Below are 13,406 nucleotides of genomic sequence, written 5' to 3'. Positions count from 1 at the left end.
AAGGGGAAATAATAAATGTCAATGATTAATGTTATAGGCTTAGGTTATATTGGACTACCAACAGCACTTATATTAGGTGAAAGTGGTTTGAAGGTAGTAGGAACAGATTATAATAGTGATTTAGTGGAAACGTTAAATAATAGAGAACTACCATTTGAAGAAAAGGGTATGCCTGAATTATTTAATAAAGCTATAGAAAATGGAATTGAGTTTTCATCGGAATATCAAAAGACGCATACATACATTATTGCAGTTCCGACTCCTTATATTAAGGAGAGCAAAAAGCTAGATCCAAAATATGTTATCTCAGCAGTACATAGTGTTTTAGAGGTATGTGATAAAGGAGCAAAAATAATAATAGAATCAACTGTTTCACCAGGAACAATTGATAAATATATTAGACCAGAGATTGAAAAAAGAAACATTTTAATTGGCGAGGATGTCCATATATTACATGCTCCTGAAAGAATTATTCCCGGAAATATGATATATGAACTTGAACACAATTCAAGAACGATAGGTACAGACAATGTTGAGATTGGAGAAAAAATAAAAGGATTATATGAAAGTTTTTGCGAAGGTGAAATAATTATTACGGATATTAGATCAGCAGAAATGTCTAAAGTTGTAGAAAATACTTATAGAGATATTAATATTGCCTTTGCAAATGAGTTAGCTAAAATCTGTCATGTAGATTCTATGGATGTATATGAAATTATAAGAATTGCAAATCAACATCCCAGAGTAAATATACTTCAACCAGGACCAGGGGTTGGTGGACATTGTATCTCAGTAGATCCATGGTTTTTAGTAGGGGATTATCCAGACCTAACAAATTTGATTTTGACTGCTCGAAAAACAAACGATTCAATGCCCACGCATGTGCTATCACGAATCAGAGATATAATGAGAGAACATGATATAAAAGACATTTCGAAAGTAGGGCTCTATGGACTAGCTTATAAAGAAAATGTTGATGATACAAGGGAAAGTCCTACACTGCAATTATTAGAAAGAATGGATGAGCATTTGGCATTTGGAGTAAAGGTCTATGACCCATTTATCCATGAAAGAATTGTAGAACATCAGTTTATGGATTATGGAGATTTCTTAAATGAAATAGAAATACTTGTAATAATGGTAGGACATGATCATATTAAAGAAAACTTTGACCTAATCAAAGGCAAACATATTCTTGATACAAAAAATATATATACACTTGATGGAGCGTATAAAATATAAAGTAAAGTTGGTTGATAAAATGAATAAAAACGTAATGGTAGTCTTTGGAACTAGGCCAGAAGCAATAAAGATGTGTCCGTTAGTTAAAGAATTAAAAACGAGAGACAATTTAGACACGACTGTTTGTGTTACTGGTCAACATAGAGAAATGTTGAATCAGGTACTGGATGCTTTCGATGTGGTGCCAGATTATAATTTGTCTATTATGAAAGAAGAGCAAACGTTATTTGATGTTACAATTAATATTTTAGAAAAAATGAAAAATGTTCTTGAAGAAGTCAATCCAGATGTTGTTTTAGTCCATGGTGATACTTCTACAACTTTTGTTACTTCTTTAGCTTGCTTCTACTTGCAAATCCCAGTAGGGCATGTTGAAGCAGGTTTGAGGACTTATAATATTTATTCACCATACCCTGAGGAATTTAATCGTCAAGCAGTTGGGTTAATGGCAAAATATAATTTTGCTCCTACAGAAATGTCTAAAGAAAACTTAATAAAAGAAGGAAAAGAGTCATCTAGTATTTATGTTACTGGTAACACTGCTATTGATGCATTAAAAACAACTGTCCGTGAAGATTATTCCCATGAACAACTTGAATGGGCAGCAGATAGTCGATTGATTATGATTACTGCTCATAGAAGAGAAAACCTCGGGGAGCCGATGAGGAATATGTTTAAGGCGATTAAAAGAATTGTTGATGAACATTCTGATATTAAGGTGATATACCCAATCCATATGAATCCGGTTGTAAGAGAAGCTGCCAATGAGATATTAGGGGACAATAATAGAATAAGAATTATAGAACCATTAGAAGTTCTTGATTTCCATAATTTCCTTGCTCAATCTTATCTTATATTAACTGATAGTGGTGGAATTCAAGAAGAAGCACCTAGCTTAGGTAAACCAGTTTTAGTTATGCGTGATACTACTGAGCGACCAGAAGGTATAAAAGCTGGAACACTTAAATTGGTAGGAACGGATGAAGATGTTATTTATAGTAATTTCAAACTGTTACTGGAAGATAAAAATGAATATGAAAATATGAGTAAGGCAAGTAATCCTTATGGAGATGGACTTGCAAGTCAAAGAATTGTTGAATATTTGGAAGCTAATCTAAATTAATTTCAAGTAACTGAACAATATATTCGAAAGGGTGTCAAGAATTGAGGTGTAAATTTTTTAGTGTTATCAATAATCATTCCACATTATAATTCTGTGAAAACTTTAGAAAAGCTATTGAATTCAATTCCAAGTCTAGATAATATAGAAATCATTGTTATAGACGACAAGAGTACTATAGACTCTAAAATATATAATCAATTAACAGTTAGTCAAGAGTATAAACATGTGAGTTTTTTATATAATGATACTAATAAAAAAGGTGCTGGTGTATGTAGAAATATAGGATTGAAACATATGACCGGAAAATGGGTTCTTTTTGCTGACTCTGATGACTTTTTTGTTGAAGGCTTTTATCAAACTATAGAAAAATACTTTGATTCAGATAATGATGTCGTGTTTTTTTCCCCTACAAGTATGGAAGTAGATTCTAAAATCAAATCAAATAGGCATATAGATTACGAAAAGAAGATATTAGATTATATCAAGAGCAAAGATAGAATTTCAGAACTTAAATTAAGATATGAGTTTCCAGTCCCTTGGTCTAAACTTATTAGAGTTAGCTTAATAAAAGAAAACAAAATACAGTTCGATGAGGTAATAGCTTCCAATGACATTATGTTTTCTGCAAAGATTGGTTATTATTCGAAAAAAATTGATGCAACAGATGAAGTGATCTATTGTGTTACTAAAGGTAAAGGAAGTCTAACGAATAACACTAGTGAAACGGTTTTTGATACAAGATTAAAGGTTCGTATTAATTACTGTGATTTCGTGAAATCTAAATTAAGTGCAGAGGATCAAAAGGTAATAAATCTTAGTGGAAGAGCAATGTTACTTTTTTCGATAACATATAAGCTTGGGATTAAAAAAGTGGTTACAACATATATTAAATTAAAGATGAATAGAATAGAGGTTCTAAATTCTAAATACTTCAACCTTATTTTTTTGTTTAAAAAAGTTAAACATCAATATAAGGTTGTAAAAAGCAACAAAAAATACTTGAGTAAATAAGTATGAATTGCAAGAATAAATACAGTTTATATTATTTTTTGCTAATATAAGATTGGATGGACATATTTAGCTTCTGTAATGGGTCTGCACTCTAAGAAAATTCTTGAAGTTCATTTGAGCACTCGAGCGCTCTGACGATGGAACGGATTATTTAAGCCCTGAACAATGCTCATTAAGCGCGGAATCCAGAAGATAATATAATCTTTCACTCGGGTCTTGTACGCAATATAGAAGTGAAGTGTTTGGACAAGCGATTGAATCATATAATATGATTCAATCCTTTGCTACAAAGGAAGTCCCTATTATAATGCTTGTATTGAATATTTCCATGTGATTCTAAAGAAAGCAGAAGTCGATTATGAAAAATATTAAGATTATATTTACGAGATGTCTGACCGTTTTAATATATTTGAGTCTGGTATATCGTATAAGATTACATGGTAGCCTCTTTTGCGGAAGTTTAAAAAAACATGACATACTCGGCCTATGCCTATAAAGGCTCCTATCAAGCAATGAAATGATTTGATATGGGGAGAAAGACATTAAAAATATCTATTAATAGGAGTAAAATATGTTTGGAATACTCGGAGACTACATAATTATTATTGTTTTATTTTTTATGTTTTTAATTCTATCTTTAACGGAAGAAAAATTCAGCTTACCTTTTAAAAAAGTAATTATATATATTTCAATCTTATTTATATCATTATTTGCGTCCGTAAGAAGTATTGGGATGGATACAAATTCATATATTGCTATATTTGAACAGCATATAGTTACTACATTTAATATTGACTTTTTAAAGAACCTTTTTCAGCATTCTCTTGAGCCGGGATTCAATCTAATGATATCTTACCTCAAATTATTTGGTTTTACATATAAGTCATTCTTTTTTTTATCAGCATTAATACCTTTACTTATTATAAGTAAGATTATTTTTAATATAGAAAAAAAACATGTATTTTTAACCTTTTTCCTATTTCTATTAATGCATGTTCTATATGGTCCTTTAGATGTTATTAGACAATTCTTTGCAGCGACGATATTTATTAGTGCTCTATTTTCACTTTCAAGAGGAAAAAAAATAGTTTACTTTTTAAAAATTTTTATTTCCATATTTTTTCATTATTCTAGTATAGTATTTTTTGTTATCACTCCTTTACTAAAATTGAAATGGAATATGAGTAGGTATGTATGTATAGGAGTTTTAACATCATTAATGGGTTTTTTATTAAAAAATTATATAGTTGATTATATTTTATTGCTTGAAATGGATACAGCTAACAGATTTTTTTTGAAACTTCAAGGCTATATAGACAGTGCATATAATCCTACTACTTTTATTGACAGTCTAACACTGAACTCAATGTTATATCTCCCTAAACTTTTTAATGTTATAATAATAATTATTCTATTAATTTATTATAGACATATTTTAAGGAGCGAATTTAATAGGTTATTACTTAATGCACAAATATTAAGCTCATTAATATTTACGTTTTTCTATTTTTTGGGAGCAGAAACAATAGCGCTTAGACTTGAACTGTTATTAGGTATAGGAAGCTTTATTCTTCTCAAGGAAATGTTAGTATTTACAAAGAAAGATAAAATATATAAGTTTATGTTAATGCTACTGTATTTTGTTATTTATACTATTTCGATAATAATATATATGTTGAAACTACGCACAAATATACTTTAGAATTAAAGAAGTTGTAACTATAAATAATATGTTTTATGTAGTATGCATTTTTAAGTACGTAAGTAATGGAGAGTATATATGAAAAAAATATTACATATTCAAAATACAGACAAATTTATAGAGCCATATAATATATTTATTAATAAACATTTTAACCCTGCATTTCATGATTTTAATATAAGAATCATAGATGGGATGAGAAATCTTGATTATACTTCAAATAATATAACGTATATAAAAGGTTACAAAGGCTTATTGATATTGTATAAAAAAATGTTGCAATCAGAAAAAATCATACTTCATAGCCTTCCTGAAACAAGGATATTATTATTGCTATTTTTGCATCCTTTCTTACTAAAGAAATGTTATTGGATTATTTGGGGATCCGACTTGTATAAATTTAACGAAAGGAAAAGTACGTTAAGACAACGGACGGTAGAAAAAATTAGAAGTGTTGTTATTAAAAATTTAAAAGGCATTATTACCCATATAAAAGGGGACTATGAACTGGCTAAACAGTGGTATGGGGCAAAAGGAGAATATTATTATTCGTTTTTGTATCCAAGTAATTTATATAAAAAATATGAGTTATCAAAAATAAATAAGTATGAAGACAAGAAATATATTCAAATCGGTAACTCTGCAGACCCCTCAAATAACCATATTGAAATATTTGATGAACTATTCAAGTTTAACGATAAGAACTTTGCAATTATCTGTCCTTTATCTTATGGGAATTCGCACTATGCAAAAGTTGTAATTGAACGAGGCAAGGAGTTATTTGGTGAGAGGTTTATTCCGTTGACTGAGTTTATGCCGTTTGATAAATATCTTGAAATCTTAGCTATGGTTAATGTAGCTATATTTAATCATAAGAGACAGCAGGCTGTAGGAAATATAACTACTTTACTTAGTTTAGGCAAGAAAGTATACATTCGTGATGATATAACGACTTGGAAATTCTGTAAAGATCATGGATTGAAGGTATATAGTTTGAATAAAGAATGCCAAGGGATCTTTAGGCCCATGCCAGATGAAATGAAAAAAATAAATATTGTTAGGGTTAAAGAACAGTTCTCAGAAAAGAAGCTTGTTAAAGATTGGGATAAAATATTTTCTTCAAAGGTATAAACTTTCGTGGGGGTATAAAATGGAAAAGTTACAATGGGACTCAGATTTTTGGGGAATCGATGTTTACCATTTAAATAATCATAAGAATATGAAGGTAGAAGAAATATCATCTACAAATTGCTTGGTCCAAGCATTACCAAAAGTTAATGATTTGGAATTTATTCATTATTTAGAGTGTAAAGGATTTAGTTTCAAAGAAAGCAAAGTTTCTCTACAAAAAGAGGTACACACTAAAATTAATATTGAAAAAAGTAATTTTAGACCATTGACATTAAGCGAATTAGAACAATATGATGATGTTTTCTTTGATTTATTTGGTGGAAATACTAGATACAATATTTTTTCGGAGAAAAAAATAAATGAATTCTATAATACTTGGGTGTTAAATAGTATAGTAGGCAAAATGGACGATGAAGCAATTGGATTTTTTCAGAATGAAAAGCTGGCTGGAATTGTTACTTATCGTTTTCATAGTACTACAATCACTATTGGTTTAATGGCTGTTCTACCAGAATTCCAAGGGAAATCTATATCTCAATTACTTTTATCTTATGTAGATAATATAGCTATAAAGAAAAATATAAATCGTATTAGAATATCTACACAAGGGAAAAATATAAATGCATTAAATGCATATATAAAGAATGGATACCGGATTCTTAGTATTGATCACTGGTACTATTATATAAAAGGAGTATTAAAATGATTCCATTTAACAAGCCTCCTGTTACGGGAACAGAAATTAAGTATATAAAAAGAGCAATTGAGATTAACCAAAAATTGAGTGGTGATGGCCCTTATACAAGGCAATGCAACGAATGGTTTGAATTAAAATTTCACACACCAAAAGCATTATTAACTACTTCTTGTACTCACGCTTTAGAAATGGCAGCCATACTGATTGATATTCAACCTGGTGATGAGATAATTGCTCCATCATATACGTTTGTATCAACAGTTAATGCGTTTGTTCTTAGAGGTGCAAAAATTGTGTTTGTAGATATTCGTCCAGATACAATGAATATTGATGAAAAAAAAATCGAGGCTGCTATTACAGACAAAACAAAAGCTATTGTTCCAGTTCATTATGCAGGTGTAGCTTGTGAAATGGATGAAATTATGGATATAGCGAATCGTTATAACTTATATGTAATAGAAGATGCCGCACAAGGAGTTATGTCTACATACAAAGGAAAGGCATTAGGTACAATAGGAGATTTTGGTTGTTTCAGTTTCCATGAAACAAAAAATTACTCTATGGGTGAGGGCGGTGCGCTCTTAATTCAAAATGAAAAATTCATGGAACGTGCAGAGATTATCCGAGAAAAAGGAACAAATAGGAGTAAATTCATCCGCGGTCAAGTAGATAAGTATACATGGGTAGATATAGGAAGTTCTTATCTTCCAAGCGAACTAAATGCTGCATATTTATTTGCGCAGTTAGAAGACGCGGATGTGATTAACCAGGATAGATTGAAAAGTTGGGAATTGTATTATGAACGATTAAAAATACTTGAATTTCAGGGGATAATAAAGCTACCTGTCATACCACAAGAAGCGGTCCATAATGCACATATGTTTTATATCAAATGCTTTAATATAGAAGAAAGATCGGCTCTTATTAATTATTTGAAAGAAAATGAAGTTTTAACGGTATTTCATTATATTCCACTTCATACAGCCGATGCTGCAGTCGCAAACAGTATATTTTATGGTGAAGATAATTATACAACAAGTGAAAGTGAACGATTATTAAGGCTCCCTATGTATTATGGTCTTGAAGAATACGAAATTAATAGGGTATCTGAATTAATTATTAAATTCTATGAATCTGTAAAAAGGAAATAAAGTATGTTTAATAAGCTATTTAAAAAATTCCTGTCCTTTTCTTATGGTGGAGTAGTAGCTGCAGTTATTGGCTTTATAATAACTATGATAACAACTAGAGTACTATCACCTGAAGAGTTTGGAAAAGCATCAATGTTTACTTTATTTGTTAGTATCTTCATGATTGTAGCAGTATTTGGTAGTGACCAAGCCTTTGTTCGCTTTTATTACGAAGAAGAACAAACAAAAAGAGGTGCTTTATTATACAATTGTTTAAAAATTGCCTTTACTATCTTGGTACCGATATTAGCAATCATAATTTTATTTCGAGAAAATCTGCTTAATTATTTATTTGAGGAATATAATCTAACGTTATTCATAGTGCTAATATTTGCTGTTGTTATCCAAGTTGTATATAGATTTGGTACTTTAGTTGTGCGCATGCAACAAAAAGGAAACCTATTTTCATTACTTCAAATTCTGAATCAAGTGCTGATTTTAATTGGAGTTATCATTTTTTATTTATTTATTGGTGGCACATATAAAATATTAGTCTTTTCTACTGTTGGAAGTTTATTTATCTTAGTTTTGTTTTTAGTTTATTCACAAAAAAAATATTGGAATATAACCAATGCTAGTATCTCTAACACTCGTCATTCTAAGTTGGATATCTTCTCATATAGTTATCCATTAATGCTTACAACAGCTATTATGTGGATATTTGAAGGCATGGATAAAATAGCTATACGGCAATGGGCAGATTTTAACGAACTGGGTCTCTATTCAGTAGCATTCAAAATTATTGGATTGTTAGCGATTATAAAAACTGCATTTACGACATTTTGGACTCCAGTAGCATATGAAAATTTCGAGAAAAATCCGACAAATACTTCTTTTTATGCAAACATATCAAAACTAGTTACCTTTGTAATGATGATAGTGGCTATTGCTGTGATTATGATGAAAGATATTATGATTATGTTATTTGGAAGCGGTTATGAAAGTGCGGGCGTGATGCTATCCTTCTTAGTGTTTATTCCAGTAATGTATACTATTTCGGAAACAACAGTAATAGGAATTAATTTCTACAAAAAAGTTAAGTGGCATATTTTTATAGTATTGATAGTTTGTATTGTTAACTTTATTGGTAATTGGTTATTAGTTCCTAAAATGGGTGGAGTTGGTGCGGCCATTTCTACAGGATTAACTTATATTCTTTTCTTCACACTAAGAACAGTTATTTCATTAAGGTATTATAAAGTTAATTATGGTCTTTTAAAAACTTATGCATCTATAGTTGTATTATTAACCTTTGCATCTTATACCTTGTTGTCTAATCAACCAATTCATGAACAAGTAGTTGGCTTACTAGCAATGCTTGCTATAGTATTAATTTATTTAGGAGATATTAAAAAGTTTATTAAAATACGTAAAGGGGTGGCATAATGAAGGGAATTATTTTAGCGGGTGGTTCTGGAACAAGATTATATCCTTTAACTAAATCTGTTTCTAAACAAATTTTACCTGTATATGATAAACCAATGATTTATTATCCATTATCTGTGTTTATGTTAGCAGGAATACGAGAGATTCTTATTATATCCACTCCAAGGGATATTACTACATTTGAGGAATTACTTGGTGATGGAAATACATTAGGATTAGAAATTGAATACATAGTTCAGGATAAACCGAATGGATTAGCAGAAGCCTTTATTATTGGAGAAGAATTCATAAGGGATTCTTCTGTTGCTCTAGTACTTGGAGATAATATATTCTATGGTTCTGACTTTGGTAGTAGACTTCAAAAAGCTTCACAGTTAGTAGAAGGTGGAGAAATATTTGGTTGTTTTGTAGCGGACCCAAGAAGATATGGTGTAGTTGAGGTTGATGATAATAATAACGCAATATCAATCGAAGAAAAGCCTAAGCATCCTAAATCCTCACTTGCGGTACCTGGCTTATATTTTTTCGACAATGATGTTATTGAAATAGCTAAAAATGTAAAACCATCAGAGCGTGGAGAATTAGAAATTACATCCATTATCGACGATTATCTTAACAAAAGAAAATTAAGAGTTAATGTTATGGGACGAGGTTTGGCTTGGTTAGATACTGGCACGCATGAATCTCTTTTAGATGCTTCAAATTTTGTTGAAGCAATTCAAAAAAGACAGGGTTTGTACATCGCTTGTATTGAAGAAATTGCATATAGAAAAGGATACATTAATAAAGAGCAATTAAAAGAATTAGCACAACCATTGATAAAAACGGATTACGGTAAATATATAATGGAAATTGCAAATAAATGATCCGATTTGGAGATGAGTATTTTGACTAAAAGGAAAGTACTAGTAACAGGTGGAGCAGGTTTTATAGGGGGTAACTTTGTACAATATATGATGGACAAGTATTCTAATTATGAAATTTATAACTTGGATTTATTAACTTATGCGGGTGATTTAACTAAACATCGTAGTATTGAATCAAAAACCAACTATCATTTTGTAAAGGCTGATATCACTGATAGAGAAGCTATAATTTCTTTATTTGAAAAGGAAAAGTTTGATTATGTTGTTCACTTCGCTGCTGAAAGCCACGTGGATCGTTCTATTACTGACCCAGGAATATTTGTTAGAACTAACGTGTTAGGAACTCAAGTTTTACTAGATGCTGCAAAACAAATAGATATTGATAAATTTGTTCATGTATCAACTGATGAAGTTTACGGAGAACTAGATTTTAAACCGACAACATTTTTTACAGAAAACACACCATTAGAGCCTAATAGCCCCTACAGTGCAAGTAAGGCCTCTTCAGATCTATTAGTCCGTTCATATCACGAAACGTTCGGTTTGCCTGTTAATATAACGCGTTGCTCTAATAATTATGGACCATACCATTTTCCAGAAAAATTAATCCCACTAACAATTTCCCGACTTTTAAATGATGAAAAAGTGCCAGTATATGGTGATGGGCAAAATATCCGTGACTGGTTACATGTTATAGACCATTGTGCTGCGATTGATCTTGTATTACATGAAGGTGCAAGTGGAGAAGTATATAATATAGGCGGACACAATGAAAAAACAAATCTTGAAGTTGTTAAAACTATTATTAGTGCATTAGGTAAATCTGAAGAATTAATAGAATTCGTTGAAGATCGTCTAGGCCATGATAAGAGATATGCGATTGATCCAACTAAATTAGAGAAATTAGGCTGGAAACCAACTTATAATTTTGATACTGGTATTGCTCAAACAATTGATTGGTATCTACAGAATAAGGAATGGTGGGAACAGATAATTAGTGGGGATTATCAAGAGTATTTTGATGAGCAGTATAAATTTAATAAATCATCTATTTAGTCTATCATTTTTAGGTGCTTGTCATTTCCCGATTCAGGCTGAGTATTAAGTTATTGATTGGTAGCACCATAGAATTTCTGTGGCAAAACCTCCATCACGCTAATGTGTTAAAGGTGCACAAGGTGGTGGGGGATTTTGTTTTATAATATATTGGGAATCGCAAGGGGGACTTTAATTAGTTACTTAGAAAAGAATCGAGAAGAAATGGCTGTTTGGCTGTCTTCTACGAAAAGCCGCAGTCGTAAATTAGATAAATATGAAAACGTAATATTAAAGTGGTTAAGAGAACATCCAGATCTATCTTCAGTTCAAGTATTTGATTGGTCAGATGAAAAATATTCGAAACTAAAAGTAGGTAAAAGTACTATTCGGAGGTATGTGAGGGAAATTCGTTAAGAATATAACATTCCTAAAAGAACTAGTAAAAGGCAATATGAGGCAGTTCCAGATTTACTAATGGGGTTTCAAGTTCAAGTAGATTTTGGGGTCAGACCCTACACGTGGACAAAATAACAAATCTGTCTCTGTGGAGAGAAAAGTTAAAGTGCCTAACTATTTTTGTGTATTTACCGAACGTTCTTTTTTTGATGTTAATTAATTGCTAATTAATTTGTAATGTACAATTGGGTCATCGTTAAGTGAAAGAATCACGCTCATTTATTTTTTGGTAATGGAAAAGTAAGAAGAAAATCAATTAAACTTATAAATAATTAAGGACGGTTAACTAAAATGAAAATTACAATTGCAGGAACAGGCTACGTCGGCTTATCTAATGCTGTCTTATTAGCTCAGCATAATGAAGTTATAGCGCTTGATATTATTCAAGAAAAAGTAGATATGATTAATAACAGAAAGTCTCCAATTGTCGATAATGAGATTGAAGAATTTCTAGGAAAAAAAGAATTAAATTTAATCGCGACAACGGATAATTATAATGCATTCAAAGATGCGGAATATGTCATCATATCCACTCCTACCAATTATGATCCGGAGAAGAACTACTTTAATACAAGAACTGTGGAAGCTGTTATTGCTAGCGTATTGTCAATTAATCCAGATGCAGTAATGGTTATTAAATCCACAGTACCGGTAGGTTATTCAGAGACAGTCCGTGAGAAGTTTGAAACAGAAAATATTATCTTTTCACCTGAATTTTTAAGAGAAGGTAAGGCTTTATATGATAACTTGTACCCTTCTAGAATTGTTGTTGGAGAGCAGTCTGAAAGAGCAAAAGTTTTTGCTGACTTATTAATAGAAGGTGCTATAAAAGAAGATATAGATGTTTTGTTCACGAATTCAACAGAAGCGGAAGCTATTAAACTGTTTGCAAATACGTATTTAGCAAATAGAGTTGCTTTCTTTAATGAATTGGACTCCTATGCAGAGATAAGAGGATTAGATTCCAAACAAATTATCGACGGTGTTGGGCTAGATCCGCGAATAGGAAATCATTATAATAATCCATCCTTTGGCTATGGTGGTTACTGCTTGCCGAAAGATACGAAGCAGCTACTGGCTAACTATGAAGATGTACCAAATAATATCATGGGAGCAATAGTAGACGCCAACAGAACAAGGAAAGATCATGTTGCTGAAATGATTATTAAAAGGAAGCCTAAGATCGTAGGTATTTATCGACTTACGATGAAAATGGACTCAGATAACTTTAGACAATCTGCTATCCAAGGAGTTATGAAGCGTATCAAAGCAAAGGGCATTGAAGTTGTGGTTTATGAACCGGCTCTTTCTGAAGACGAATTCTATAACTCTAGAATAATAAATGACTTTGAAAAGTTTAAGCAAGTGTCAGATGTAATCGTTGCTAATAGAATATCAGATGATTTACTTGAAGTGAAGGATAAGGTATATACAAGAGATTTGTTTAGTAGAGATTAATAAATTTACCCGCTAGGCCAATTTGGCATGGCGTGGCTATGGGCCAGACACATTGGCCTTGCACGCGTGGAAATAACTTCCAATTCATAGTTTTAGTGTATTCTTC

12 protein-coding genes are annotated in these 13,406 nt (G+C 31.1%); all 12 read left to right on the top strand.

From position 1 onward, the window contains the following. The first annotated feature begins 15 nt into the window (after window positions 1-15). A complete protein-coding gene (locus tag ACHABU_RS07015; protein ID WP_435763733.1) occupies window positions 16-1,242 on the top strand; it encodes a nucleotide sugar dehydrogenase in 1,227 nt (408 codons plus the stop codon). A 19-nt stretch (window positions 1,243-1,261) separates the two neighbouring features. Beyond that, window positions 1,262-2,365 (top strand): non-hydrolyzing UDP-N-acetylglucosamine 2-epimerase, encoded by a 1,104-nt coding sequence (gene wecB, locus ACHABU_RS07010; protein WP_435763731.1) that lies wholly within the window; start codon window positions 1,262-1,264, stop codon window positions 2,363-2,365. A gap of 60 nt (window positions 2,366-2,425) precedes the next feature. After that, window positions 2,426-3,376, top strand: a complete 951-nt coding sequence (locus tag ACHABU_RS07005) for a glycosyltransferase family 2 protein (protein ID WP_435763729.1) — start codon at window positions 2,426-2,428, stop codon at window positions 3,374-3,376. Window positions 3,377-3,947: 571 nt separating this feature from the next. Continuing rightward, entirely contained in the window at window positions 3,948-5,078 is a 1,131-nt protein-coding gene (locus ACHABU_RS07000) for an EpsG family protein (RefSeq protein WP_435763727.1), read from the top strand. Between the two features lie 78 nt (window positions 5,079-5,156). Continuing rightward, window positions 5,157-6,209, top strand: coding sequence for a TDP-N-acetylfucosamine:lipid II N-acetylfucosaminyltransferase (locus tag ACHABU_RS06995; RefSeq protein WP_435763725.1), 1,053 nt, complete (start codon window positions 5,157-5,159; stop codon window positions 6,207-6,209). A 19-nt stretch (window positions 6,210-6,228) separates the two neighbouring features. Beyond that, window positions 6,229-6,915: a GNAT family N-acetyltransferase gene (locus ACHABU_RS06990; RefSeq protein ID WP_435763723.1), complete on the top strand. Its 687-nt coding sequence runs from the start codon at window positions 6,229-6,231 to the stop codon at window positions 6,913-6,915. Then, the gene (gene rffA / locus ACHABU_RS06985) at window positions 6,912-8,057 is read left to right on the top strand and encodes a dTDP-4-amino-4,6-dideoxygalactose transaminase (protein ID WP_435763721.1); all 1,146 of its coding nucleotides are present in this window, start codon (window positions 6,912-6,914) and stop codon (window positions 8,055-8,057) included. Before ACHABU_RS06990 ends, rffA begins: the two co-directional genes overlap by 4 nt. 3 nt (window positions 8,058-8,060) lie before the next feature. After that, window positions 8,061-9,482: a lipopolysaccharide biosynthesis protein gene (locus ACHABU_RS06980; protein ID WP_435763719.1), complete on the top strand. Its 1,422-nt coding sequence runs from the start codon at window positions 8,061-8,063 to the stop codon at window positions 9,480-9,482. After that, a complete protein-coding gene (gene rfbA, locus ACHABU_RS06975; RefSeq protein ID WP_435763717.1) occupies window positions 9,482-10,348 on the top strand; it encodes a glucose-1-phosphate thymidylyltransferase RfbA in 867 nt (288 codons plus the stop codon). Before ACHABU_RS06980 ends, rfbA begins: the two co-directional genes overlap by 1 nt. Window positions 10,349-10,369: 21 nt before the next feature. Beyond that, window positions 10,370-11,404 carry a dTDP-glucose 4,6-dehydratase gene (gene rfbB, locus ACHABU_RS06970; protein ID WP_435763715.1) on the top strand — a complete coding sequence of 345 codons (1,035 nt, stop codon included), beginning with the start codon at window positions 10,370-10,372 and terminating at the stop codon, window positions 11,402-11,404. Between the two features lie 135 nt (window positions 11,405-11,539). Continuing rightward, complete coding sequence (locus tag ACHABU_RS06965; protein ID WP_435763713.1) at window positions 11,540-11,800, top strand: hypothetical protein; 261 nt, start codon at window positions 11,540-11,542, stop codon at window positions 11,798-11,800. Between the two features lie 333 nt (window positions 11,801-12,133). Next, window positions 12,134-13,300, top strand: a complete 1,167-nt coding sequence (locus ACHABU_RS06960; RefSeq protein WP_435763711.1) for a nucleotide sugar dehydrogenase — start codon at window positions 12,134-12,136, stop codon at window positions 13,298-13,300. The last annotated feature ends 106 nt before the right edge of the window (window positions 13,301-13,406 follow it).

Origin of the sequence: Oceanobacillus sp. CF4.6 (assembly GCF_051262635.1) — a bacterium.
Classification (GTDB): domain Bacteria; phylum Bacillota; class Bacilli; order Bacillales; family Amphibacillaceae; genus Oceanobacillus.
The sequence above is the reverse complement of the archived record's forward strand: the minus strand, read 5'-3'. Positions and strand labels throughout refer to the sequence as shown.

Excerpts from the sequence above, each read along its gene's own strand:
- ACHABU_RS07015 (WP_435763733.1), top strand. The coding sequence starts at position 16 with ATGTCAATGATTAATGTTATAGGCTTAGGTTATATTGGACTACCAACA.
- ACHABU_RS06995 (WP_435763725.1), top strand. The coding sequence starts at position 5,157 with ATGAAAAAAATATTACATATTCAAAATACAGACAAATTTATAGAGCCA.
- ACHABU_RS07000 (WP_435763727.1), top strand. The coding sequence starts at position 3,948 with ATGTTTGGAATACTCGGAGACTACATAATTATTATTGTTTTATTTTTT.
- ACHABU_RS06960 (WP_435763711.1), top strand. The coding sequence starts at position 12,134 with ATGAAAATTACAATTGCAGGAACAGGCTACGTCGGCTTATCTAATGCT.
- rffA (WP_435763721.1), top strand. The coding sequence starts at position 6,912 with ATGATTCCATTTAACAAGCCTCCTGTTACGGGAACAGAAATTAAGTAT.
- ACHABU_RS06980 (WP_435763719.1), top strand. The coding sequence starts at position 8,061 with ATGTTTAATAAGCTATTTAAAAAATTCCTGTCCTTTTCTTATGGTGGA.
- rfbA (WP_435763717.1), top strand. The coding sequence starts at position 9,482 with ATGAAGGGAATTATTTTAGCGGGTGGTTCTGGAACAAGATTATATCCT.
- ACHABU_RS06990 (WP_435763723.1), top strand. The coding sequence starts at position 6,229 with ATGGAAAAGTTACAATGGGACTCAGATTTTTGGGGAATCGATGTTTAC.
- wecB (WP_435763731.1), top strand. The coding sequence starts at position 1,262 with ATGAATAAAAACGTAATGGTAGTCTTTGGAACTAGGCCAGAAGCAATA.